The sequence below is a fragment of the Curtobacterium sp. MWU13-2055 genome (assembly GCF_023242305.1).
Taxonomy (GTDB): domain Bacteria; phylum Actinomycetota; class Actinomycetes; order Actinomycetales; family Microbacteriaceae; genus Curtobacterium.
Genome location: NZ_JALLIO010000001.1, coordinates 216,050 through 240,398, shown reverse-complemented (window position 1 = coordinate 240,398; position 24,349 = coordinate 216,050). Strand labels below are relative to the sequence as shown.

The 24,349-nt window shown below is 71.6% G+C and carries 23 protein-coding genes; 3 read left to right on the top strand and 20 right to left on the bottom strand.

What is annotated here, in order from left to right; translation table 11 throughout:
• Nucleotides 1-109: 109 nt before the first annotated feature.
• The 14 genes from M4960_RS01065 to M4960_RS01000 all read right to left on the bottom strand — a co-directional run bounded on the left by M4960_RS01065 (nucleotide 110) and on the right by M4960_RS01000 (nucleotide 16,245).
• Nucleotides 110-2,116, bottom strand: a complete 2,007-nt coding sequence (locus M4960_RS01065) for a primosomal protein N' (RefSeq protein WP_248703262.1) — start codon at nucleotides 2,114-2,116, stop codon at nucleotides 110-112.
• Nucleotides 2,117-2,124: 8 nt separating this feature from the next.
• Nucleotides 2,125-3,336 carry a methionine adenosyltransferase gene (metK, locus tag M4960_RS01060; RefSeq protein ID WP_111083919.1) on the bottom strand — a complete coding sequence of 404 codons (1,212 nt, stop codon included), beginning with the start codon at nucleotides 3,334-3,336 and terminating at the stop codon, nucleotides 2,125-2,127.
• A gap of 5 nt (nucleotides 3,337-3,341) precedes the next feature.
• Entirely contained in the window at nucleotides 3,342-3,605 is a 264-nt protein-coding gene (gene rpoZ, locus M4960_RS01055; protein ID WP_114849971.1) for a DNA-directed RNA polymerase subunit omega, read from the bottom strand.
• Nucleotides 3,606-3,632: 27 nt separating this feature from the next.
• Entirely contained in the window at nucleotides 3,633-4,571 is a 939-nt protein-coding gene (gmk, locus tag M4960_RS01050; RefSeq protein WP_248703261.1) for a guanylate kinase, read from the bottom strand.
• Nucleotides 4,568-5,452: an orotidine-5'-phosphate decarboxylase gene (gene pyrF, locus M4960_RS01045; RefSeq protein ID WP_308221988.1), complete on the bottom strand. Its 885-nt coding sequence runs from the start codon at nucleotides 5,450-5,452 to the stop codon at nucleotides 4,568-4,570. The genes gmk and pyrF overlap by 4 nt, the downstream gene beginning before the upstream one ends.
• The gene (gene carB / locus M4960_RS01040) at nucleotides 5,449-8,742 is read right to left on the bottom strand and encodes a carbamoyl-phosphate synthase large subunit (protein ID WP_123294320.1); all 3,294 of its coding nucleotides are present in this window, start codon (nucleotides 8,740-8,742) and stop codon (nucleotides 5,449-5,451) included. Before carB ends, pyrF begins: the two co-directional genes overlap by 4 nt.
• Complete coding sequence (gene carA, locus M4960_RS01035; protein ID WP_123937797.1) at nucleotides 8,742-9,941, bottom strand: glutamine-hydrolyzing carbamoyl-phosphate synthase small subunit; 1,200 nt, start codon at nucleotides 9,939-9,941, stop codon at nucleotides 8,742-8,744. Before carA ends, carB begins: the two co-directional genes overlap by 1 nt.
• Nucleotides 9,938-10,501 carry a hypothetical protein gene (locus M4960_RS01030; RefSeq protein WP_123294318.1) on the bottom strand — a complete coding sequence of 188 codons (564 nt, stop codon included), beginning with the start codon at nucleotides 10,499-10,501 and terminating at the stop codon, nucleotides 9,938-9,940. Before M4960_RS01030 ends, carA begins: the two co-directional genes overlap by 4 nt.
• Nucleotides 10,498-11,856 (bottom strand): dihydroorotase, encoded by a 1,359-nt coding sequence (locus M4960_RS01025; protein ID WP_248703260.1) that lies wholly within the window; start codon nucleotides 11,854-11,856, stop codon nucleotides 10,498-10,500. Before M4960_RS01025 ends, M4960_RS01030 begins: the two co-directional genes overlap by 4 nt.
• Nucleotides 11,853-12,812 carry an aspartate carbamoyltransferase catalytic subunit gene (locus M4960_RS01020; protein WP_123294316.1) on the bottom strand — a complete coding sequence of 320 codons (960 nt, stop codon included), beginning with the start codon at nucleotides 12,810-12,812 and terminating at the stop codon, nucleotides 11,853-11,855. The genes M4960_RS01025 and M4960_RS01020 overlap by 4 nt, the downstream gene beginning before the upstream one ends.
• Nucleotides 12,812-13,411, bottom strand: a complete 600-nt coding sequence (pyrR, locus tag M4960_RS01015) for a bifunctional pyr operon transcriptional regulator/uracil phosphoribosyltransferase PyrR (RefSeq protein ID WP_111083911.1) — start codon at nucleotides 13,409-13,411, stop codon at nucleotides 12,812-12,814. Before pyrR ends, M4960_RS01020 begins: the two co-directional genes overlap by 1 nt.
• A gap of 24 nt (nucleotides 13,412-13,435) precedes the next feature.
• Nucleotides 13,436-13,888 (bottom strand): transcription antitermination factor NusB, encoded by a 453-nt coding sequence (gene nusB / locus M4960_RS01010; protein ID WP_123294314.1) that lies wholly within the window; start codon nucleotides 13,886-13,888, stop codon nucleotides 13,436-13,438.
• A gap of 11 nt (nucleotides 13,889-13,899) precedes the next feature.
• The gene (efp, locus tag M4960_RS01005; RefSeq protein ID WP_111083909.1) at nucleotides 13,900-14,463 is read right to left on the bottom strand and encodes an elongation factor P; all 564 of its coding nucleotides are present in this window, start codon (nucleotides 14,461-14,463) and stop codon (nucleotides 13,900-13,902) included.
• Nucleotides 14,464-14,553: 90 nt separating this feature from the next.
• Complete coding sequence (locus tag M4960_RS01000; protein WP_131920073.1) at nucleotides 14,554-16,245, bottom strand: AarF/ABC1/UbiB kinase family protein; 1,692 nt, start codon at nucleotides 16,243-16,245, stop codon at nucleotides 14,554-14,556.
• Nucleotides 16,246-16,380: 135 nt separating this feature from the next.
• Here M4960_RS01000 and M4960_RS00995 point away from each other — a divergent pair, with 135 nt between their 5' ends.
• Nucleotides 16,381-16,671, top strand: a complete 291-nt coding sequence (locus M4960_RS00995) for a hypothetical protein (RefSeq protein WP_248703259.1) — start codon at nucleotides 16,381-16,383, stop codon at nucleotides 16,669-16,671.
• Nucleotides 16,668-16,865, top strand: coding sequence for a hypothetical protein (locus M4960_RS00990; protein WP_248703258.1), 198 nt, complete (start codon nucleotides 16,668-16,670; stop codon nucleotides 16,863-16,865). Before M4960_RS00995 ends, M4960_RS00990 begins: the two co-directional genes overlap by 4 nt.
• Nucleotides 16,866-16,872: 7 nt before the next feature.
• Here M4960_RS00990 and M4960_RS00985 read toward each other — a convergent pair whose 3' ends face one another.
• Entirely contained in the window at nucleotides 16,873-17,487 is a 615-nt protein-coding gene (locus tag M4960_RS00985; protein WP_131920070.1) for a deaminase, read from the bottom strand.
• Nucleotides 17,488-17,921: 434 nt separating this feature from the next.
• Here M4960_RS00985 and M4960_RS00980 point away from each other — a divergent pair, with 434 nt between their 5' ends.
• Nucleotides 17,922-19,235 (top strand): LLM class flavin-dependent oxidoreductase, encoded by a 1,314-nt coding sequence (locus M4960_RS00980; RefSeq protein WP_207906699.1) that lies wholly within the window; start codon nucleotides 17,922-17,924, stop codon nucleotides 19,233-19,235.
• Here M4960_RS00980 and aroB read toward each other — a convergent pair.
• The 5 genes from aroB to ruvX form a co-directional block, all read right to left on the bottom strand.
• Nucleotides 19,232-20,329, bottom strand: a complete 1,098-nt coding sequence (gene aroB, locus M4960_RS00975) for a 3-dehydroquinate synthase (RefSeq protein ID WP_173168631.1) — start codon at nucleotides 20,327-20,329, stop codon at nucleotides 19,232-19,234. The genes M4960_RS00980 and aroB overlap by 4 nt on opposite strands.
• Nucleotides 20,326-20,892 carry a shikimate kinase gene (locus M4960_RS00970; protein ID WP_374202874.1) on the bottom strand — a complete coding sequence of 189 codons (567 nt, stop codon included), beginning with the start codon at nucleotides 20,890-20,892 and terminating at the stop codon, nucleotides 20,326-20,328. The genes aroB and M4960_RS00970 overlap by 4 nt, the downstream gene beginning before the upstream one ends.
• A 77-nt stretch (nucleotides 20,893-20,969) precedes the next feature.
• Nucleotides 20,970-22,190: a chorismate synthase gene (gene aroC, locus M4960_RS00965; protein ID WP_123294309.1), complete on the bottom strand. Its 1,221-nt coding sequence runs from the start codon at nucleotides 22,188-22,190 to the stop codon at nucleotides 20,970-20,972.
• A gap of 43 nt (nucleotides 22,191-22,233) precedes the next feature.
• Complete coding sequence (gene mltG, locus M4960_RS00960) at nucleotides 22,234-23,814, bottom strand: endolytic transglycosylase MltG (RefSeq protein ID WP_248703257.1); 1,581 nt, start codon at nucleotides 23,812-23,814, stop codon at nucleotides 22,234-22,236.
• A gap of 89 nt (nucleotides 23,815-23,903) precedes the next feature.
• Nucleotides 23,904-24,347, bottom strand: a complete 444-nt coding sequence (gene ruvX, locus M4960_RS00955; protein ID WP_185021077.1) for a Holliday junction resolvase RuvX — start codon at nucleotides 24,345-24,347, stop codon at nucleotides 23,904-23,906.
• Nucleotides 24,348-24,349 lie beyond the last annotated feature (2 nt).

Here is a 24,349-nt window from a genome sequence, read left to right as displayed (position 1 = left end):
AGAACACGAGGTGATCGACGCGTGGAACGTCGCAAGATGCGAGCGCATACGGCCCGGGAGGCGCGGCGCAGCTCCGCCACGGAGGCCCCGCCCCGGCGGCCGGTGCGGGTCAGACCTCGCTGAAGGGTTCGGCGTCGTCGAGCCGGACCCGCAGCGTCGGTGCCGCCCGACGCCGGTTGCCGCCCTTCAGGACCCGCCGGGTCGACGACCGCCGGATGACCTCGGCCTTCAGGGTCGCCGCGACCTCGGCACCGTGGGCGTACGGGAACCGCACGATCGCTCGGACCGTGCCCGGCAGGGCGTCGTCCTCGACGGGCACCGGGCCGAGCACCGGGCCCGCGGTCGCCCCCTCGAGCGCCTCGACCGCGGCGGTGACGGCCTCGTCGGTGCCGGTCATCGTCGCCACGCGGACCGCCGGCGGGAAGTGCAGCTCACGCCGGTCGGTGAGTTCGTCGTGCGCGGGACCGTCGAGCCGCCAGAGCGCCATCGCCGTCGCGAGCTTGCCGCCGATGCCGACCAGGTACGCCTCGGCCCCGGGAGCACCCTTCGCGGCGGCGTTCGTCCAGAACCGGAGCACGTCCTCCTGCACGCGCAGCCCTTCGCGCGCGAGCATCTTCTCGCCGTCGAGCAGCAGGACGCACGCGTAGCCCCCGGGCACGCTCGGCTCGGCGCCACGTGTCGCGACGACGACGGAGGGCCGCGCGGGGACCTCGTCGAGCGGGCGTGAGCCGTCGGCCACCACGATCCGGGTGCCGGGGAACGCCCGCCCGAGTTCGTCCGCGGTGCGTTGGGCGCCCTGTCCCACGGGCTTCACGGTGCCGTTGCCGCACGTCGGGCAGCGGAACCCCACCGCGAGGGCACCGCAGAACCGGCACTGCGGCGTGGCACCGCGGTGCGGACTGCCGAGCGGACCGCCGCAGATCCGGCAGTGCGCCCGCTCACCGCACTCCGCGCAGACGAGTCCGGTGCCGAACCCGGGGCTCGCGACCTGCACGAGCACCGGGCCGTGCTGGCTGGCCTCGCGCGCGGCACGCCAGGCAGAGCTCGGGATGCGTGCCTGCGCGGCGTACCCCTCGGCCGAGGTCTGCTGCACGGTCGGGATGACCTTCGGGGTCTTCACCCGGAACGGCGTGACGTCCTGCAGCCAGTGCAGTTCGACGAGCCGCTGCACGTCGGTGCTGCGGGCGTGCGAGACGAACAGCAGTGCGGCGCCCGACTGCGCCGCCCGCACGAGGGCGACGTCACGCGTGTGCACGTACGGCGCGCGCTGCTCGATGAACGAGGCGTCGCCGTCGTCCCACATCGCGATGAGCCCGAGATCCGTGGCCGGTGCGTACACCGCCGTCCGGTTGCCGATCGCGACGACGGGGTGCGTCCGCGCCTGCAGGAGCGCCTTGGCCCGCTGCCCGTTCGTCTGCTTGGCGTCGAAGCGCACGACCCGTTCCGGCGGCAGCACCGCGAGCAGCGCGCGCTCGAGGTCGATGACGTCGCGGAAGTCGGGGACGGCGATGACGGCGGACTGCTCGGCCGCGAGGGTGTGGGCGGCCGCCTGGGCGAGCGTCGCCGCCCAGCCGGGCACCCAGATCGGATCGGAGTCGCCGTCGCCCTCGTCGCTGGTGGGCCGGGTCAGCGCCACGGGGTGGGGAACGGCGGCGACCGCAGCGCGATCGTGCTCGGCGATCACGCCTTCGAGCATGCCCGGGGTGTAGCCGGTCACCGGCGGGGCGGACACCGGGGGCGGGGACCACGAGGTGTCCCGCGCGAGCCAGGCCTTCTCGGCGCGGACCTGGCGGGTCGGCACGGCCAGACGGAGGACGTCGGACGCCACACCGGCGGCGCGGTCGGCCACGGCGCGGGCGAGCTTCCAGATCTCCGGCGCCAGGACCGGGACGGGTGACACCAGGGTCTCGATCGCGCTGAGTTCACCCGGGTAGTCGCCCTCGTCGACGATCTCGACGACGTAGCCGTCGGACATCCGGGCCCCGGTGCGGAGCGGGACCTTCACGCGGACGCCCGGCACGCAGTCGTCCTCGAGCTCGGCCGGCACCCGGTAGTCGAACAGACGGTCCAACTGCGGGAGCGGCGAGTCGAGGACGACGCGCGCGACGGTGGTCACGCGGTGCCTCAGACGGCGGCGGTGACGAGCCCTGCGGCGGCGCGGAGTTCCTCGACGCGGTCGAGCTGCTCCCAGGTGAACCCGGGGAGCTCGCGGCCGAAGTGTCCGTACGTCGCGGTCTGCGCGTAGATCGGACGGAGCAGGTCGAGGTCGCGGATGATCGCGGCCGGACGCAGGTCGAAGACCTGGCGGATCGCGGCTTCGATCGTGGCGTCGTCGACGTGTCCGGTGCCGAAGGTCTCGACGTAGAGCCCGACGGGCTTCGCGCGGCCGATCGCGTAGGCGACCTGCACCTCGAGCCGGTCAGCGAGGCCCGCGGCGACCGCGTTCTTCGCGACCCAGCGCAGCGCGTACGCCGCCGAGCGGTCGACCTTCGACGGGTCCTTGCCGCTGAACGCGCCGCCACCGTGACGGGAGGCCCCGCCGTACGTGTCGACGATGACCTTGCGGCCGGTGAGTCCGGCGTCGCCCTGGGGGCCACCGATCTCGAAGCGACCCGTCGGGTTGACGATGACGTCGACGTGCGAGGAGTCGAGGTCGACGAGGTCGAGCACCGGACGGATCACGTGCTCGGTGATCTCGGCGGTGAGCTGCTCCAGCGTCACGCTCGGCGAGTGCTGCGTCGACAGGACGACGGTCTCGACGGTCTTCGGCACGACGCCGTCGTAGCCGACGGTGACCTGCGTCTTGCCGTCCGGGCGCAGGAACGCCAGCTCGCCGGACTTGCGCACGGCGGCCAGGCGCTCGGCCAGGCGGTGGGCGAGCCAGATCGCGACGGGCATGTACTCGGGGGTCTCGTTCGTCGCGAAGCCGAACATGATGCCCTGGTCGCCGGCACCCTGACGGTCGAGCGGGTCGACCGCGCCGGTGCGGGAGTCGAGCGACTCGTCGACGCCCTGCGCGATGTCCGGCGACTGCGCACCGATCGACACCTCGACGCCGCACGTGGCGCCGTCGAAGGAGACGTCCGACGAGTTGTAGCCGATGCCCGTGATGACGTCACGGACGAGCTTGGGGATCTCGACGTAGCCCGAGGTCGTGACCTCGCCGGCGACGTGCACGAGGCCGGTCGTCACCATCGTCTCGACGGCGACCCGAGCGTGCGGGTCCACCGTGAGCAGTGCGTCGAGGATGCTGTCCGAGATCTGGTCGCAGATCTTGTCGGGGTGCCCCTCGGTCACCGACTCGGACGTGAAGAGGCGCAGAGCAGCTGCAGTCACCGGGATCAGTCGGAGGGCTGCTGCTGCTTGGTGACGGTGAGCTTGTCCTCGTTGATCTCGTGGAGAGCCACGGACAGCGGCTTGTCGTCGATCGTCGAATCGACGAGCGGGCCGACGTTGTCGAAGAGCGAGCCCTCGTGCAGGTCGGCGTAGTAGTCGTTGATCTGACGCGCGCGCTTGGAAGCGAAGATGACGAGCGCGTACTTCGACTCGACCTTGCTGAGCAGGTCGTCGATGGGCGGGTCGATGATGCCCTGGGGGTTGGCCATGGAGTCTCCTCGTCGTCGGTGCACCCGTCAGGGCGCAGAGAACAAGTCTACGACCTGTCGTGCCGCGGTGCCGACATCGGAGTTCACGATGCGGACGTCGAACTCGTCCTGGGCGGCCAGTTCGACCTTCGCGGTGTCGAGTCGACGCGCCTGTTCCTCGGGTGACTCGGTGCCGCGGCCGATGAGTCGACGCACCAGTTCTTCCCACGTCGGGGGCAGCAGGAACACGAGCACGGCCTCGGGCATGGCGTCACGGACCTGGCGAGCACCCTGCAGGTCGATCTCGAGCATGACCCGCTCGCCGGCGTCGAGCGCGCGGTCGATCGGCGGCCGCGGGGTGCCGTACCGGTACGAGTTGTGCACCGTGGCCCACTCGAGCAGTTCGCGCTCGCGGATCATCCGGTCGAACTCGGCGTCGTCGACGAAGTAGTAGTGCACGCCGTCGACCTCGCCCGGGCGGGGCTTCCGGGTCGTGGCGGAGACGCTGAGGTTCACGTCCGGGTACTGCTCGCGGATGTACGCGCTCACCGTTCCCTTGCCGACGGCGGTCGGCCCGGCGAGGACGACGAGCTTCGAGGCACCGCGCTTGCGACCGCGCGCGGCGAGCCAGTCGGCCAGGGCCGTGCGCTGCCGGGTGCCGAGGCCCCCGAGGCGCTTCGACGGCGCGATGCGCAGCGTGCCCATGATCGACTCGGCACGCGCCGGACCGATGCCGGACAGGCTGACGAGCAGGTCGCGCACCCGGAGCGAGCGCTCCGCCGAAGTCGTGTCGACGAGGGCGTCGTCCCATGCCGATCGAGCGACCTCGAGTGCCGAGCGCTCCCCCGACGCGACCTGGGACTTCACCGCGGCCCGGGCGCGTCGCGCGGCGACCGCCGCCTGGGCCGCCGCGACGCGGTCGACCTCTGGTGGAGTGCGGTGGGCCGGCAGGTCGGTGCCGTCGGTGCGGTCGCCGTTGGTGGTCATGCTGCGGCCCCGAGGGCGGCGCGGATCCGGTCGGCGCGGTCGGACACGAGTGCCGCGACCCCGTCCGGACCGTCGGTCAGCAGACCGCGCGACTCGCTCACGAGCACCTGTTCGGCGCGCGCACCGTACAGCGCACGGAGGTCCTCGATCCGGGCGCCCTGGGCACCGAAGCCCGGGGCGAGCACCGGCGCGGTGCCGATCGCGTCCGCGTCGATGCCGAAGTCGTCGAGGTGAAGGGTCGCGCCGAGCACGAGCCCGACGTCGCCGAGGGCCTGGTCGCCCGCGGCCCGGTTGTCGTCTGCCACGTCCAAGACGATACCGGCAGCCACGGACCGCCCGGCACGCGGGCCCTCCGCCAGGACCGCGGTCTGCAGCACCCGCGCCTCCGGGTTGCTCGTCGCGGCGAGCACGAAGACCCCGGCACCGTTCCGCCGAGCGACGTCGACCGTCCCGCTGAGCGAGCCGTAGCCGAGGTACGGCGACACCGTCATCGCGTCGGCCGCGAACGGCCCGTCACGGTCGAGCCACGCGAGTGCGTAGTCGTCACCGGTCGACCCGATGTCGCCCCGCTTCACGTCGGCGACGACCAGGAGGCCCGCATCGCGTGCACGACGGATCGTCGCGTCGAGCGCGCGGTAGCCCGCCACCCCCGCCGCCTCGAAGAACGCGATCTGCGGCTTCACGATCGCCGCGCGGCCGGCGGCCGCGTCGACCAGGGCCGCGCCGAAGGCCGTCAGGCCCTGCTCGTCGCGGCCGAGCCCCCACGCCGCCAGGGTGGTGGCGTGGGGGTCGATGCCGACGCAGAGCGGTGAACGCTCGCGCATCGCGGACGCGAGCCGATCACCGAAGGAGGCCGGGCCTCCCGTCTGCCCCTCGCTCACCAGGTGGCGCGCTCCCGCGCGTAGTCCTGCAGGCTCCGGACGTTGAGCGGCGTGCCGATCGTCTCGATCGCCGCGACCGCCGCACCGATCTGCGCGATCGTCGTGAACAGCGGCTTGTCCGCTGCGACCGTGGCCGCACGGATCTCGTACCCGTCCGCACGACCGGCGGCACCCGACGGCGTGTTGATGACGATGTCGACCTCGTTGCGCGTCAGCAGGTCGACGACGCTCTCGCCGCCCTGGCTGTACTTGCCAACGATGCCGACCTCGATGCCGTTGCGGCGGAGGATCTCCGCCGTGCCCTCGGTCGCGATGATCGTGAAGCCCAGCTGCTGCAGGCGGTGCACCGGCAGCACGATGGCGCGCTTGTCGGTGTCCGCGACGCTCACGAAGACCGTGCCGCTGGTCGGCAGGCCGCCGTACGCGGCGTCCTGCGACTTGAGGAACGCCCGTGGGAAGTCGCGGTCGATGCCCATGACCTCGCCGGTGGAGCGCATCTCGGGGCTGAGCACCGAGTCGACGACCTGACCCTCGCGGGTGCGGAAGCGGCGGAAGGGCAGGACGGCCTCCTTGACGGCGACCGGGGCCTCCATCGGGACGAACGCCCCATCGCGGGCCGGCAGCATGCCCTCGGCGACGAGCTCGTCGACGCTGGTGCCGGTCATGATGCGGGACGCGGCCTTGGCCAGCGCGATGCCGAGCGCCTTCGAGACGAACGGGACCGTGCGGCTGGCGCGCGGGTTCGCCTCGAGGACGTAGAGCACGCCGGCGCCGATGGCGAACTGGACGTTGAGCAGACCCTGCACGCCGATGCCGCGGGCGATCTTCTCGGTCGCGTCGACGACGCCCTGGATCTCGGCGCGGCCGAGGCCGACCGGGGGCAGGGTGCACGCGGAGTCACCGGAGTGGATGCCGGCCTCTTCCAGGTGCTCCATGATGCCGCCGATGTAGAGCCGCTCACCGTCGAAGAGCGCGTCGACGTCGATCTCCACCGCGTCGTCCAGGAACCGGTCGACGAGCAGCGGGAGCTCCGGGCCGATGATCGCCTGGTCGGCCATCCGGTCGAAGTAGTCGGCGAGCGACGGGGAGTCGTACAGGATCTCCATGCCGCGGCCGCCGAGCACGAAGGACGGGCGGACGAGCACCGGGTAGCCGATCTCCTCGGCCACGGCGGTCGCGCTCGCCAGGTCGTGGGCGGTGCCGTTGCGCGGCGCGAGCAGCCCCGCGGCGTCGAGGATGGCGGAGAACTGGCCGCGCTCCTCGGCGGAGTCGATCGCCGACGGGCTGGTGCCGAGGATCGGGATCCCCGCCGCCTCGAGCGGCTTCGCCAGACCCAGGGCGGTCTGCCCGCCGAGCTGCACGACGACGCCGACGAGCTCGCCCGACGCCGCCTCGGCCTCGATGACCTCGAGGACGTCCTCGGCCGTGAGCGGCTCGAAGTACAGACGGTCCGAGGTGTCGTAGTCGGTGGAGACCGTCTCGGGGTTGCAGTTGATCATGATCGTCTCGAACCCGGCGTCGCTCAGCGCGAAGGACGCGTGCACGCAGGAGTAGTCGAACTCGACGCCCTGGCCGATGCGGTTCGGGCCGGAGCCCAGGATGACGACCTTCTTGCGGTCGCTCGCGACCACCTCGGTCTCGGCGTCGTACGACGAGTAGTGGTACGGCGTCAGGGCAGGGAACTCGCCGGCGCAGGTGTCGACGGTCTTGAAGACGGGGCGGATGCCGAGGGCGTGCCGGTCGTCGCGGACCTGCTGCTCGCTGACCGGGTGCTCCGGGGTGCTGCGCAGCGCCGCGATCTGGGTGTCGCTGAAGCCGTGCTCCTTGGCCCAGCGGATGGTGTCCGCGTCGAGCTCGTCGGCGGCCGCGACCTCGGCGGCGACCTCGTTGATGAGCACGATCTGGTCGATGAACCACGGGTCGATCTTCGTGGCTTCGAAGACCTCGGCGGCGGTGGCGCCGGCGACCAGGGCCTGCTGCACCGTGACGATCCGGCCGTCGGTGGGGATGGACGACTTCGCGAGCAGGGCGTCCTTGTCGAGCTCCGCCGCCGGGGTGTCCCAGTGGAAGCTCGAGCCGCGCTTCTCGAGCGAGCGCAGCGACTTCTGCAGCGCCGTCGCGTAGTTGCGGCCGATGGCCATCGCCTCGCCGACGCTCTTCATCGTCGTGGTGAGCGTGGCGTCCGCCGCGGGGAACTTCTCAAACGCGAAGCGCGGGGTCTTCACGACCACGTAGTCGAGCGTCGGCTCGAAGCTGGCCGGGGTCACCTTCGTGATGTCGTTCTGGATCTCGTCCAGGCGGTACCCGATGGCGAGCTTCGCGGCGATCTTCGCGATCGGGAAGCCCGTGGCCTTCGAGGCCAGCGCCGACGAGCGGGAGACGCGCGGGTTCATCTCGATGACGATCAGGCGGCCGTTCGACGGGTCGACGGCGAACTGGATGTTGCAGCCACCGGTGTCGACACCGACGCGACGGATGATGTCGATGCCGATGTTGCGCATGTTCTGGTACTCGCGGTCGGTGAGCGTGAGCGCCGGAGCGACGGTGATCGAGTCGCCGGTGTGCACGCCGACCGGGTCGACGTTCTCGATGGAGCAGATGACGACGGTGTTGTCGTAGTTGTCGCGCATCAGCTCGAGCTCGTACTCCTTCCAGCCGAGGATCGATTCCTCGAGCAGGACCTCGGTCGTCGGGCTGGACTGCAGCCCGTCGCCGACGAAGCGGACGAGCTCGGCTTCGTCGTACGCGAAGCCCGAACCGAGACCACCCATGGTGAAGGACGGGCGGACGACGAGCGGGTAGCCGAGGTCCTTCGCGAACTCCTTCGCCTCTTCCAGCGTGTGGGCGATGTGGCTCCGGGCCACGTCGGCGCCGGACTCGAGCACGAGCTCCTTGAAGAGCTGGCGGTCCTCACCGCGCTGGATGGCGTCCACCTTGGCACCGATGAGCTCGACGCCGTGCTTCTCGAGGATGCCGGCCTCGTCGAGCGCGATCGCCGCGTTCAGGGCGGTCTGGCCGCCCAGCGTCGGCAGGACGGCGTCCGGCTTCTCGATGCGGATGATCTCCTCGAGGCACGCGTTCGTGATCGGCTCGATGTAGGTCGCGTCGGCGAAGTCGGGGTCGGTCATGATCGTCGCCGGGTTCGGGTTGACGAGGATGACCCGGACGCCCTCGGCGCGGAGGACACGGCACGCCTGGGTGCCGGAGTAGTCGAACTCGGCGGCCTGACCGATGACGATCGGGCCGGAACCGATGACGAGGACGGAGTTGATGTCTGCGCGCTTGGGCATCAGTTCGCTTCCTTGGTGATGTCTGCTGCGGGAGTGGTCGCGTCGGCGGTGGCCGCGTCGAGCGGCTCCCCGTCACGTCGCGCGCGCACCAGGTCCGCGAACCGGTCGAAGAGGTACATGCTGTCGTGCGGACCAGCGGCGGCCTCGGGGTGGTACTGCACGCTGAACGCGGGCACGTCGAGCGCCCGCAGGCCCTCGACCACGTCGTCGTTCAGCGAGTAGTGCGAGACCTCGACGCGGCCGAACCCGGCCGGCGACTCGAGGACCTGCCCCAGGGGAGCGTCGACCGCGAAGCCGTGGTTCTGGCTCGTGATCTCGACCTTGCCCGTGGTGGTGTCGAGCACCGGCTGGTTGATGCCGCGGTGCCCGAAGGGCAGCTTGTAGGTGCCGAAGCCGAGCGCGCGGCCGAGCAGCTGGTTGCCGAAGCAGATGCCGAAGAACGGGCGACCGGTCCGCAGGCTGCCCTGCAGCAGTTCGACCTGGGCGTCCGACGCCGCGGGGTCCCCGGGGCCGTTCGAGTAGAACAGGGCGTCCGGTGCGAGCTCCTCGAGCGCCGCAGCGGAGATGTCCTGCGGCACGACGTGCACCTCGAAGCCGCGCTGGGCGAGGTAGCGGGTGGTCGACGCCTTCACACCCAGGTCGAGCACGGCCAGTCGGCCGATCTGCTCGCCCTCGGCCGGCACGACGTAGGTCTCCGGGGTGGACACGATCGCCGAGAAGCTCGCGCCGGCCATCGTGGCCTGCGACCGGACGGCGTCCAGCTGCTCCGACTCCGAAAGCGTCGCGTCGGCGCCGCTGAACACGCCGCCCTTCATGGCGCCGGCGTCGCGGATCCGGCGCGTGAGGGCGCGGGTGTCGATGCCGGAGATCCCGACGATGCCGTCGCGCACCAGGTGGTCGTCGAGCGACGCGTTCGCGCGGTGGTTCGAGACCACGCGGCTGGGGTCGCGCACCACGTACCCGGCGACCCAGATGCGACGGGACTCGGGGTCCTCGTCGTTGACGCCGGTGTTGCCGATGTGCGGCGCGGTCTGCACCACGATCTGGCCGGCGTAGGACGGATCGGTCAGCGTCTCCTGGTAGCCGGTCATGCCGGTCGCGAAGACCACCTCGCCGAGCGTGCGCCCGCGGGCGCCGTAGGCCCAGCCGTCGTACCGGGTGCCGTCTTCGAGGACCAGGACGGCCCGTTCGCGTGTCATGCTTTCTTCCCTTCGCCCGCGGTTCGCGGGGCATCGGCCGCAGTCGCCTGCGGCCCGGTCTCGGTCAGTCCCTGCAGGGCGAGCAGCGCGGCTGCGTCGCCCTCCGGGAACCGGAAGTACGTGTCGAGGTCCGTCGCACCTGCGGCGCCGGTCGCCGTCCATCGCAGACGGACCAGTCCCCCGGGCTCGACCACCCGGTCGATCGCCCACGTCGAGCGGTCGGCACCGCGGACCGCAGCACGTGCGATCCAGCGGTCGTCCGCGCCGGCGAGTCGAAGGACCACACCGGTCGCGTGGACGCGCACGCCGCCGCGACCCCGGAACCCGAGTCCGCCGGCGGTGATGCGTTCCAGCGGCTGGTCGGCACGGGTCGTCGCGACGGAGAAACCGTCCCAGGACCCGACTTCCGGTCCGATCGTGGTCGGGACGGGGACGGGAGGCACGGATTCCGCCTGCTTCCTGGTCCGCGTCCGCCAGGTGCGCGCCATGGCGACGAACAGCGCGGCCACCGCGAGCAGGATCACCCCGCCGAGCAACCAGCGCGCGGCGTCGCCGCTCATGCGCGCGCCCCCGTCCGGAGTGCCGCGGCGTGCGCGGCGACGGTGTCGGCGTCGACGAGGCGGCCGTCGAGCACCGTCGGCGCGCCCAGGTGGAACGTGGCGACGACCCGGCCGGGCAGGGTCATGCCGAGGTACGGCGAGTTCTGCGACTGCCCGGCGAGGTCGGCGACCGCGAACTCGCGGCTGGCCGTCGGGTCGTAGAGCGTGATCTCGGCGGGCGCGCCCTCGGCGATGCGCTGACCGTGGCCCTCGACCTGGCCGATGCGTGCCGGCGCCTCGGACAGGACCCGGGCGACGTCGGCCCAGTCGAGCTGCCCCGACGCGACGACGGCGGACTGCACGACGCTCAGCGCCGACTCGAGGCCGACCATGCCGTTCGCCGCCGCCGGCCACTCGCAGCACTTCGCCTCGGCGGTGTGCGGTGCGTGGTCGGTCGCGACGATGTCGATGGTGCCGTCGGCGAGGGCTGCGCGCAGGGCGTCGACGTCCTCGCGTGCCCGGAGCGGCGGGTTCACCTTGTAGCGGGCGTCGTACCCGGGGGCGCCGTCGTGCCCGGCGATGAGGTCCTCGGTGAGCACGAGGTGGTGCGGGGTGACCTCGGCGGTGACGTCGATGCCGCGGGACTTGGCCCAGCGGATCACCTCGACACTGCCGGCGGTCGACACGTGGCAGACGTGCAGCCGCGCGCCCACGTGGTCGGCGAGCAGGACGTCGCGGGCGATGATCGCCTCTTCCGCCACGGCCGGCCAGCCCGCCAGCCCGAGCTCCGACGACAGGCAGCCCTCGTTCATCTGCGCGCCGATGGTGAGTCGGGGTTCCTGCGCGTGCTGCGCGAGCACCCCGCCGAAGCCCTTGATGTACTCGAGTGCGCGGCGCATGAGGAGCGGGTCGGACACGCACGAGCCGTCGTCCGAGAAGACCCGGACCTTCGCCCTGCTCGTCGCCATGGCACCGATCTCGGACAGGTGCGTGCCCTGCAGCCCCTGCGACACCGCGCCGATCGGGCGGACCGTGACGTAGCCGGCGTCGTCGCCGAGTGCCTGCACCTGCTCGACGACCCCGGCGGTGTCGGCGACCGGGCTCGAGTTCGCCATCGCGTTGACGGCGGTGAAGCCTCCGGCCGCGGCGGCGCGCGAGCCGGTGAGGACCGTCTCGGATTCCTCGTGACCGGGCTCGCGCAGGTGGGTGTGCAGGTCGACGAGACCCGGTAGGGCGATGAGCCCGTCGGCGTCGACGACCGTGGCACCGCTCGCGTCCACGCCGGAGCCGATCGCCGTGATGCGGCCGTCCTGCAGTCGGATGTCGGCGCGCGAGCCGTCGACCAGCTGCGCGCCGCGGATCAGGTGAGCGGTCATGCTGCGGACTCCTTCGGTTCGGTGCCGGTCAGGGCCAGGTAGAGGACCGCCATGCGGACCGAGACGCCGTTCTCGACCTGCTCGACCACGGTGGAACGGGGGTCGTCGGCAGCGACGCCGGCGATCTCCAGCCCGCGGTTCATCGGACCGGGGTGCATGATCAGTGTGCGCTCGGACAGCCGCGCGAACCGCGCAGCCGTCAGGCCCCAGTGCCGCGTGTACTCGCGCGGGTTCGGGAAGAACGCGTCGTCCATCCGCTCCTGCTGGATCCGGAGCGTCATGACGACGTCCGGGTCCTCGGCCAGGGCGGCGTCGAGGTCGTGGTGCACCGCGGCTCCGAACGGCGTCGTCGTCGCGGGCAGGAGCGTCGGCGGTGCGGCGAAGGTCACGCTCGCGCCGAGGGTCCGGAGCAGCCACGCGTTCGACCGGGCGACGCGGCTGTGCAGCACGTCGCCGACGATCAGGACCCGGACGCCGTCGAGGCCCTGTCCACGCGACCCGGCACCGTGCAGGCGACGGCGCATGGTGAAGGCGTCGAGCAGCGCCTGCGTCGGGTGCTCGTGCGTGCCGTCGCCGGCGTTCACCACGGGGACGTCGATCCAGTCGGCGTCGGCCAGCACGCGCGGCGCACCGGACGAGCCGTGCCGCATCACGATGCCGTCGATGCCCATCGCGCCGAGGGTCTGCACGGTGTCCTTGAGAGACTCGCCCTTGGAGACGCTCGAGCCCTTGGCCGCGAAGTTGATGACGTCGGCCGACAGGCGCTTCGCCGCGGCCTCGAACGAGATGCGCGTGCGGGTCGAGTCCTCGAAGAACAGGTTCACGACGGTCTTGCCGCGCAGGGCCGGGAGCTTCCGGACCTCGCGCGTGTTGACCTCGGCCATCTCCTCGGCGACGTCGAGGATGTGCACGGCCTGGTCGCGCGACAGGTCGGCGGTGGAGAGCAGGTGCCGCATCACGCCACCCCCTGCTCGATGAACACGGTGTCGTCGCCGTCGGTCTCGGACAGGTGCAGGGTGACCCGCTCGTCCGAGGCGGTCGGCAGGTTCTTGCCCACGTGGTCCGCGCGGATCGGCAGCTCGCGGTGGCCGCGGTCGACGAGCACGGCGAGCCGGACGGCGCGCGGCCGGCCGATCCCCTGCAGGGCGTCGAGCGCTGCCCGGACCGTGCGACCGGAGTACAGGACGTCGTCGACGAGCACGACGACCTTGCCGTCGATGCCGCCGGCGGGGATCACCGTGCGGTGCGGGGCACGACCGATGCCGTGCCCGAGGTCGTCCCGGTGCATGGTCACGTCGAGCGTGCCGACCCGTTCGGATCCGATGCCCGCCCGCGCGGACTGCCACTCGGGCTCGATGTCCGCCAGGACGCGGCCCAGCCGTTCGGCGAGCACGGCGCCCCTGGTCGGGATGCCCAGGAGGACGAGGTCCGAGCCGCCGTGGTTGGCCTCGAGGATCTCGTGTGCGATGCGCGTCAGAGCGCGCGTGATGTCGGGTTGCTGCAGGACCGTTCTGGTACCCACGTCGACCCCCTTCCCCGCCTCACTGGACGGCATTAAAGGATGCTGACGTGCACAAGCCTAGCGGGACTCCTGGTCCCCTGCGACCGTCCGACCGGACGGTGCACGACCGCCGGCGACGGCTCCGAGGACACCGTTCACGAAGCCCGCGGAGTCCTCGGTCGAGAGCGACTGGGCGAGCTCGACGGCCTCGGCGATCGCGACGGCGTCCGGCACCTCCGGGTTGAACCGGAGCTCCCAGACGGCCATCCGCAGGATGCAGCGGTCGAGCACCGGCATCCGGGCGATCGACCACCCCTGGGCGTGGTCGATGATGACGGAGTCGATCTCGTGGCGGGCGTCATCGACGCCCGTCACGATCTGCCGTGCGTAGTCCCAGCTCGAGGCACGCTCGGGCTGGTCCAGGTGACGGACGGTCTCGGTCGCCAGGACGTCCGTGATCGGGAGCTCACGCACCTCGGCCACGTACAGCATGTCGAGGGCGCGCTTGCGGGCCTTCGAACGAGCACTCATACGGACGTCGCCTAGGAGTTGACGCGGCCGAGGAAGCTGCCGTCGCGCGTGTCGATCTTCACCGTGGTGCCGCTCTCGAGGTACAGCGGGACCTGGATGCGGTGGCCGGTCGCGATGATGGTCGCGTCCTTGGTGCCACCGGAGGAGCGGTCGCCCTGCAGGCCCGGCTCGGTCTCGACCTCGGTCACGATCGACGTCGGGAGCTCGACGTAGAGCGGGTTGCCCTCGTTCATCGCGATGGTGACCATCGCGGACTCGAGCAGGTAGTTCTTCGCGTCGCCGACGACCGTCGCCGAGACCGGGATCTGGTCGTAGGTGTCGGTGTCCATGAACACGTACGAGTCGCCGTCCTCGTAGAGGAACTGGTAGTCGCGGCGGTCGACCACGGCGGTGTCGATCTTCGCACCGGCGTTGAAGGTGCGGTCGACGACCTTGCCGGAGACGACGTTCTTCAGCTTCGTGCGGACGAACGCGCCACCCTTGCCGGGCTTGACGTGCTGGAACTCCACGACCGACCACAGCTGGCCGTCGATGATGAGAACGGCGCCGTTCTTGATGTCAGTGGTACTGGCCATGAGTCTTCGGTGTCCCGTTCGGTCGTGTTGTGAAAGGTCTTCGGGCCGCGCTGGCCCCGGACGAGTGTAGCGGACGCCCGACCGTCGCCATCAGCGCCGTCGCCGGGCGCGCCAGGAGTCGATCGCGGCCCAGCCGAGCAACACCACGGCCGCTCCCCCGAGCAGTGCCCCGGCCACCGCGGTCGAGATCGCCGCGTCCGGTCGGGCGGGCAGTGCCAGGTAGACGATCGCCAGGATGCCGGCACCGGCGCCGAGCAGCACGAGCAGGATGCGCCGGATCATGCCGGACACGAGTTCGCGGTCGCGGCGGTCCGCGAAGAGCCGGATGTTGACGGTGAACTTGCCCGTCTCGATCGCCTCGCCGATCCGGTCGACCCGGCGCGGCAGTCGTCGGGCCGCGGAGACGACGCCGATCAGCTCCTTCGCCGCCAGGTCGCGCAGCTTGCCGGGGCGCAGCTGGTCGGTGATCTGCTCACGGGCGAGCCCGCGGGACTCCTCGAGCAGGTCGAACGAGGGCGCGAGCGTCCGGAGCGTGCCCTCGAAGATCGCCAGCGCCCGCGCGGCGGCGACGAAGTCCGGCGGCGCTTTGAGCCGGTACCGCCCGAACACCTCGACGGCGTCGTCGACGGTCTCGACGCCGATGCGCGCGCCCGGTCCGAGCTCGTCCGCGACGAAGCGCGCGATGTCCCGACGGAAGTCTGGCTCGTCGTGCGCGTCGCGCACCGGTGCCATCCGCAGGACCGCATCGGCGATCCGCGAGGTGTCGTCCTGCAGGTAGGCGACCAGCAGGTCCTGGACCGTGTCCCGGAGGGTCGGGTCGAGCCTCCCGACCGATCCGAAGTCGATCAACGCGGGCCGCCCGTCGGGCAGCACCAGGACGTTCCCGGGGTGCAGGTCGGCGTGGTACAGGCCGTCGAAGACGACCTGGCGCAGGAACGCGCGGAGGATCGCGCGCATCGGGCCGTCGAGGTCGCGGTCCGCGCGCTCGGCGCGGATCGCGCTGAGCGTGTCGCCCTCCAGGAACTCCATCACGAGCACGCGGCGCCCGGACAGGTCCGGGTACGGGTCCGGGAACCGGACCTCGTCCGGACGGGCACTGCGGGCCTGTGCGGCACGCAGGGCGGTGAGGTTCCGCAGCTCGGAGACGAAGTCGACCTGGCGGACCAGGTCGTCGGCGTACTGCGCGGCCACGTCCTGCACGCCGACCTGCCGGGCCTCGGTCGACCAGCGCGCCATGAAGCGGACGACACGGAGCGCGATGTCGACGTCGCGGCGGACGGCGGCGTCGATGCCGGGACGCTGCACCTTGACCGCGACCGCGGTGCCGTCGGGCAGGCGGGCGCGGTGGACCTGGGCGATCGAGGCCGCGGCGACGGGCACCGGGTCGAAGGACGCGAAGACCTGGTCGACCGGTGCGCCGAGTTCCTGTTCGAGCAGGGCGAGCACCTGGTCGGCGGGGGCGGCGGTGACGTTGCGCTGCAGGTGGGCGAGTCCCTCGGTCCACTCCTCGGGCAGCAGGTCGTCGCGGGTGGAGAGCAGCTGGCCCATCTTCACGAACCCGCCGCCCGCTTCCTCGAGCGCACGGCGCAGGTGCTCGGCCTGACTGCGGCGCAGGTCGGAGGTGGCCGGGTCGTGCGAGAAGTCGAGGCGACGGAACGGGACGAGGCGGTGGCGTCTCGCGATCGAAAGCAGTTCGGTGAACCGGCGGCCGCGGGACCGGAGGGTGCCGGTGTCGGCCTCCTGCGAGCCGGACAGGTCGCTCAGTCGGGGTGGGTTGGGCACGTCGTCAGTCTGCTCCCCGCTGCTGGGTCCGCCGGGTGCGCCCGTTGTCCTGCACAGGCCGGGAGGCGCGGTCCGACATCCACAGGTCGGCTCGCGTGTCGCGTCGGGTCGCGCGCACTGCCGCAGGCTTGCCCCGTGGAGACAGCACTGGTCGCGGCGTGCATCGCCGCCGGCGCGGCGATCGTGGCGGCGGTCGTCAGCTGGTTCGGGGCGTTCCAGAGCCGTCGCTCCGCGGACCGCGACCAGGCGTGGAAGCGGCTGACGTGGGCGATGCGCCCCAAGGACACGTCGGCGGAACACGACATTTCGAGGACTGTGCTCGAGCGCATGATGACCGTACGGTGGGCGTCGAAAGCCGACAAGAACCTCGCGCTGCGGGCACTCCGTCGACATCCACCGTTGCCCCCTGGCGAGAAGGAACCATGATGCACCTGTTCGCACCGCTCCCCGACCGGCCGTCGTTCAAGGTCGACGGAACGGACGACGACGACGCCGAACTCGCGGCGTGGTTGGAAGGCGCGACGGTCGCTGAGATGGCTGAGGCCGAACGGACCGGCGTGACCACCGTGTCGATGCACGTCAAGTGGTGGTGGCGACGGACGCGGCGGGTGTTGCGCTGACGCCGGGTCAGGCGCCGCTGCCGTTGTAGCGCGCGGTGGCACCGGACTCGACCAGGTCGCGGTAGCGCTCGAGCGCCGTCTCGGCACCGGTGCTGTGCTCCTGGTGCACGTCGATCCCCCGAGCAACGAGCTGCTCGCGCCAGTCACCCGGCACCGGGCCCTCGTCGAAGCCCGTGATCCGCTCGACCGTGGCTCCGTCGGCGGCGAACTCCAGCGCGGAGACCCCCGACCACAGCAGGGCCCCGAGGCACATCACGCACGGTTGGGCGTTCACGACGAGCACACGCCGGTGGCCCACGTCACGGCCGAGGTTCCAGGCCCCCGTCCGAGCCTGTGCGAGTCCGAGGGTGACGACCTCGGCGTGCATCGACGACAGGTTGGTGTGCAGCACCAGGTTCACCCCGAGGGCGACGACCGCGCCCGTGTCCTCGTCGACGACGGCCGCCGCGAACGGACCGCCGGTGCCCTCCTCGACGTTCCGTTCGGCGAGGGCGTTCACGAGCGCGAACCGCTCCGCACGGGTGCCGAGGTGTTCCGGAGCAGCGGCCTGCGCGTCGCGGAGCCAGTCGGGGACGCCGACACGGAGCTCGGTCGGGAACGGGGCGAGGGCTGCTGCAGACATGCGGCGACGCTAACGGCGCATCGTTTCGACGGTGTTTCCCGATCGAAACGATGCCGAAACACCGCGCCCGTAGCGTCGTCCACCACCGGCTCGAGCCGGTGGGAGAACGCGACACGAGCACGGGCGACAGGGGGGCGACGATGACGGCACACCACGCGACCGCCGCGTCCCGCTGCTGGCCCCGCGGCGCCATCGCGCATGGACACTGACGTCCGTCCGTCCGTCCGACCGACCGTTCGTCCGTCTGACCGCCGCGCGCCGATCCGCCGGGCGGTCCACGTGCTCTGGAGCGCGCCGTCCCACCGAGCCGCGCCGATCCGCGCACCCTGCTCCGTGCCTCCCGGCCGCCCGCCGGAGGCACCCACCCACCTGCTGCACCGTCCCACCTGCTGCACCGTCCCACCTGCTGCACCGTCCCCTCCGAGAGGACCCCCGTGACCACGATCCACCTCGCAATGTTCCTGTTCCCCGGATACCACCTCGGCGCCTGGCGCCTGCCGGACGCCGTCCCCGAGCTCGACCTCGGCATCGACCACTACGTCCGCGCCGCCGAACTCGCCGAGGCGGCGAAGCTCGATGCCCTGTTCTTCGAGGACCAGGCCGCAGTCCGGCGCAGCAACGACATCCTGGCCGGCGACACCTACGGTGCCGCGAACCCCCGCTCGATCCACTTCGACCCGACGATGCTCCTGCCCGCCCTGGCGATGCGGACCACGCACCTGGGTCTCGCGGCGACGTCGACCACGACCTTCAACGACCCCTACAACCTCGCGCGGCGGTTCTCGACCCTCGACCACATCAGCAAGGGCCGCGCGGGGTGGAACCTCGTGACGTCCTTCAACGAGGACGAAGCCCAGAACTTCGGACTCGACGCCCACGTGCAGCACGCCGCCCGGTACGAGCGGGCGAGCGAGTTCGTCGACGTCGTCACCGGGCTCTGGGACTCGTGGGACCCGGACGCGATCGTGCGCGACAAGGAGTCCGGCACCTACTTCGACATCGAGAAGATGCGGTTCCTGCAGCACGACGGCGAGCACTTCCGCGTGCGAGGACCGCTGACGACGGGTCGGAGTCCGCAGGGACGGCCCGTCGTGTTCCAGGCGGGTGCGTCGGAGCCGGGCCGCGCACTCGCGGCGCGCACCGCCGACGTCGTGTTCACCCTGCAGTCCGACCCGGACGAGAGCCGTGCGTTCCGCGACGACATCCGCGCGCGCGCCGAACGGTTCGGCCGCGACCCCGACCACGTCAAGGTGCTCGTCGGGATGACCCCGATCGTCGGCGACACCGACCAGGACGCACGCGACCTCGCCGACCGGATGATGGCGTTGATCCCGGACGACCTGGCACTGAGCAACCTGAAGCCCCTCGCCGGTGGCGTCGACTTCCGGCAGTTCGACCTCGACGCGCCCGTGCCGGAGCTGCCCGAGTCGAACGCCGGCAAGTCGCACCGTGCAGCGATCATGGCGGTGTCACGGCAACAGGGGCTGTCCGTCATCGAGACCGCCCGGTACTTCGCCGAGGGCAGCTACCGGAAGATGATCGGGTCACCGTCGACGATCGCCGACACCATGCAGGCGTGGTCCGAGGCCGGGGCGTGCGACGGGTTCCTGGCGGTGCCGACGCACTTCCCGGCCGGGGTCGAGGACTTCACCCAGAAGGTCGTGCCGGAGCTGCAGCGCCGCGGACTGCACCGCACCGAGTACACCGGACCGCACCTGCGCGACCACCTGGGCGTGCAGAAGTACTAGACGCCGACCTCTTGGTAGGCGGTGAACAGCAGGTGGTCCTCGGGGCCCTCGAGGATGACCGGCTTGCCGACACCGTCGAGGATGATGAACCGGAGCATGCCGGCACGGGCCTTCTTGTCGCGACGCATCGCGGCGAGAAGGCCCTGCCACCGTCCGAGACCGTACGACGTCGGCAGGTCCAGGGAGTCCAGGATCGCCCGGTGCCGGTCCACGGTCGCGTCGTCGAGGTGGCCCGTCAGGCGTGCGAGCTCGGCGGCGAACACCATGCCGACCGACACCGCAGCACCGTGCCGCCACTGGTACCGCTCCGCGTGCTCGATGGCGTGCCCGAGCGTGTGACCGTAGTTCAGGATCTCGCGTCGTCCCTGCTCGGTGAAATCGTCGGACACGACCTCGGCCTTCAGGGCGATGGCGAGCTCGACCACGCGGCGGAACTCCGGCGACGTCGGGTCGGTGACGCGGGCGACGTCGGCCTCGATGATGTCCAGGATCTCCGGCACGGCGATGAACCCGGCCTTCACGATCTCGGCGAAGCCGGTGAGGATCTCGTTGCGCGGCAGGGTGCGGACGAGGTCGAGGTCCGCGACCACCGCACGGGGGGCGGAGAAGGAACCGACGAGGTTCTTGCCCTCGTTCGTGTTGATGCCGGTCTTCCCGCCCACGCTGGCGTCCACCATGCCGAGCACGCTCGTCGGCACCGACACGTACGGCACGCCGCGCAGCCACGTCGCCGCGACGAAGCCCGCCAGGTCGGTGACGGCACCGCCGCCGAGGCCGATGACGGCGTCGGTGCGGGTGAAGTCGGACTGGCCCATGATCTGCCAGCAGAACGACGCGACCTCGATGCGCTTGGCGGCCTCGGCGTCGGGCACCTCGGCGATGAGGGCTTCGAGGCCGGCGTCGACGAGCAGGTCGCGCAGGTCGTTCGCCCGCGCACCGAGGGTCGGGGCGTGCACGATGAGGACCTTGGCGACGCGGGGGCCGAGGATCGCGGGCAGCGAGCCGAGCAGGCCCGAGCCGACCGCCACCACGTAGCCGTCGTCACCGCCGACGCGGATCTCGGTGGTGCCTGCGGGCAGGATCGGGTCGGTCACGGTGCTCCTTCGGTGGTGGTGCTGGTGTCGTCGCGTCGGCCGGCGCTGGTGTCGCCGCTGGCGTTGCTGTCGCTCCGCAGCCAGGTGACGACCTCGTCGACCACCCGGGACATCGGACGGCGCGAGGTGTCGACGACGACGTGCGCGAGCTCGGCGTAGGTCGCCGCACGCTCGTCCATGATCGTCTGCCAGGCGTCGATGCCGCCGTTCGCGAGCAGGGGCCGGTCCGAGCCGGCGATCCGCTCGGCGACGGCCTCGGGCGAGACGGTGAGCAGGACGATGCGGGCGCCGGACAGTGCCTCGCGGGTGGCGGCGTGCGTCACCGCTCCGCCGCCGACGGCGATGACGCCCCCGGTGCCGAGGGCGGTCCGGACGGCGTCGGCCTCGAGGGCACGGAAGGCGGGCTCACCACGGTCGGCGAAGATGCCGGGGATCGGTCCGTGCTCACGGACGATGACCCGGTCGGTGTCGGTGAACGGCACGCCCAGCGCCTTCGCGACGCGCTTGCCGACGCTGGACTTGCCGGCGCCCATCGGGCCGATCACGACGACGGGCGCAGCCAGACCTCGTGCGGCGCCGCCGGACGGGGCAGCGCCGCCGGACGGGACGTCGCCGGGCGCGGCGCCGCCGCCGTTCGCGCTCACGACGCGTCGGCCGGTGCCGCCGGCTCCGTCCGACGGGTGCGGAGCGTCTCCGGGATCGACGCGAGGTAGGCGTCGAGGTTGCGCTTGGTCTCGACGACGTTGTCGCCGCCGAACTTCTCGAGCACGGCGTCGGCGAGCACGAGCGCCACCATCGCCTCGGCCACGACGCCGGCGGCCGGGACCGCGCAGACGTCGGACCGCTGGTGGTGCGCCGAGGCGTCCTCGCCCGAGACGACGTCGACGGTGTGCAGCGCGTGCGGCACGGTCGCGATCGGCTTCATGCCGGCACGGACGCGCAGGACGGTGCCCGTGGACATGCCGCCCTCGGTGCCACCGGCACGGTCGCTCGTGCGGTAGATCTCGCCGTCCTCACGGTAGAGCTCGTCGTGGGCCGCGGAGCCGCGACGGCCAGCGGTCGCGAAGCCGTCGCCGACCTCGACGCCCTTGATCGCCTGGATGCCCATGATCGCCGCGGCCAGACGGGCGTCGAGCCGACGGTCCCACTGCACGTGCGAGCCGAGCCCCGGCGGGACGCCGTAGAACAGCACCTCGACGACGCCACCAAGGGTGTCGCCGTCCTTCTTCGCGGCCTCGACCTCGGTCACCATGCGCGCCGAGGTGTCGGCGTCGAAGCAGCGCAGCTGGTCGTCGTCGAGACGGTCGACGTCGTCGGGGAGCGGCAGGTCGGTGCCGTCCGGCACGCGGACCGTGCCGACCTGCAGGGTGTGCGCGACCGACCGCATGCCGAGTTCGGCGAGGAAGGACTTCGCGACGGCGCCGAGCGCGACGCGGGCCGCGGTCTCACGGGCGCTCGCGCGCTCGAGGATCGGGCGGGCCTCGTCGAAGCCGTACTTCTGCATGCCGACCAGGTCGGCGTGGCCCGGACGCGGGCGGGTCAACGGGGCGCTGCGGCCACGCGACATCTCGGTGGACTCGACCGGCTCGGGGTTCATGACCTCGACCCACTTCGGCCACTCGGTGTTGCCGATCCGGATCGCGATCGGGCTGCCGAGCGAGAACCCGTGCCGGACACCGCCGGACACGTGCAGCTCGTCCTGTTCGAACTTCATGCGCGAGCCGCGACCGTAGCCGAGCTTGCGGCGCGCGAGATCGGTACGGATGGACTCGAACGACACCGGGACACCCGCGGGCAGGCCCTCGAGCATCGCGATCAGTTCGGGTCCGTGGGACTCACCAGCAGTCAACCAACGAAGCATGCTGCAATCCTCCCACAGCGCACCGCTGTGCGACGTCGTCGCCCTACTGGTAGTCGGGGTGCGCCCGGAGCCACGCCTGGAACTGCTTCACGGCGACGAGGTGCTCGTCGTAGGTGTTCGAGAACACCGTCTCGCCGGTCTCCAGGTTCACCGTCACGAAGTACAGCCACTTGCCCGGGGCCTCGTTCGTCACGGCCTTGATGGCGATGTCCCCGGGGTTCGAGATCGGTGCCGGCGGCAGCCCCTCGTGCACGTACGTGTTGTACGCGTTCGACTCGTCGGCGCGTTCTGCGTCGGTCGTCGTGACGGTGTGGGTGTTGCCGGTGCCGTAGGCGACGGTGGCGTCGGACTGCAGGCGCATGCCCTGGTCGAGCCGGTTCTGGAACACCCGCGCGACCTTCGGGTAGTCGGCGGCGAGGCCGGCTTCCTTCTGCACGAGCGATGCGAACACGATGACGTGCTCCTGGTCGGCCTCCTTGACGCCGGCGGAGGCCAGGTGCTCCTTCATCGTGTCGACCATCGACCCGAAGTACTGCTCCGCGGTCCACCCCGGGTTGATCGGGTACGTCGCGGGGAACAGCCAGCCCTCGAGCGTGGTGACGCCGGACGGCAGGTCGTACGCGGACAGGTCCTTCGCGGCCTTGGCGACCTCGGCCTTGGTGAGCCCGGCCTTGGAGACCATGCCGGCCTCGATGTCCGCCAGCGCGGTGCCCTCGGGGATCACGATCGAGGCCTGCACGCGGTTCTTCTCGTCCTGCAGCGCGGCCAGGGCCGACTTCGAGCTCATCTGCTTCTTCAGCGAGTACGAACCCGGCTGGAACTGCACGTCGGGCGACGCCAGCAGCAGCTTGTAGAAGACCTTCGAGTCCTTCACGACCCCGCTGCGCTGCAGCGTCGCGGCGACGTTCTCGCCGATGTCGCCCTGCTTGATCGTGATGGTGACCTTGGCCTTGCCGGAGCCGGTGTAGTCGTCCGGTTCGGTCGAGCCGCTGACCGCGGCGACGATCTGCTGGATCTTCGGGGCGGCGAACGCGTACGCGCTCACCCCGCCGGCCACGACCACGGCGACGATCACGATGCCGGCGATGAGCGGCCCGCGACGGCGCTTCGGGCGCGGTTCGCGCGGCGGCCTGGAGGCTCCCCCGCGTCCGCCACGGCCACCACGTCCGCCGCCTCCCGCGGCTCCACCGCCACCGGTGCGCCCGGCGTCGTCGGGCCCGTCGGGCCCGTCGGACTCGGCTCCGCCGGCGGCGGGCGCCGAGGGTACCTCGCCGGTCAGCAGCGCAGCGACCTCGGGATGGAGTTCAGGGGCCGCCTGCTGCGGTCGCACGGGCTCCGGTGCCGGCTGCTCGCGGGGAGCGGTCGAGTCGGGGTCCACGCGGTCGGCGGCGGCGAGCTCCTCGGGTGCCGGCTCGGAGTCGGGCCCGGGAACGGCGTCGCGACGAGCGCGTTCCGCTTCGAGCGCCCGAGCCTCGCGGCGGGACATCGGACGGTCCGGCTGCGGGGTCACCCGCGCGGCGTCGTCACGGTCATCGGTACCTGCTGCGCGGTCGGAAGTGGTCTTCCGCCGCTCGGCTTCGTTGCCGGGCGCGATGATCGCGTTCCAGTCCAGATCGTCTGCCAACGGTTCTCGGTCTCTCGGTCGGGAACTCCGCCTGGGCACCGTCGTCCTCGGGTGACGGAAGGGCAGCCGGGTCGCGGTGGGTTGCCCTGTCAGGGAAGCGTGGTGCCCGGAGGGGCACCGGCACTGCGTTCGTGGTCGAGCGCGTGTTGCAGAATGATAACAGCGGCCGCTTGGTCGATCACGGACCGCGACTTCTTCGTGTTCTTGCCGGCCTGGTGCAGTCCGCGTTGCGCGGTCACCGTGGACAGCCGTTCGTCGACCAGCCGGACCGGGCGGCGCTCGGCGATCCGGGCCGCGAACGCCCGGGCGTCCTCGGTCGACGCGGTGTCGCCGCCGGACATCGACAGGGGCAGTCCGACGACGAGCTCGAGCACGTCGTACTCGTCCGCGATCTCGAGGATCCGACGCAGGTCGGTCGAGTCGTCGCGGCGCACGGTCTCGACCGGCGTCGCCAGCAACCCGTCGCGGTCGCACACGGCGATCCCGATCCGGGCGCGGCCGACGTCCACGCCGAGCCGCCGCCCGGACCGGATCG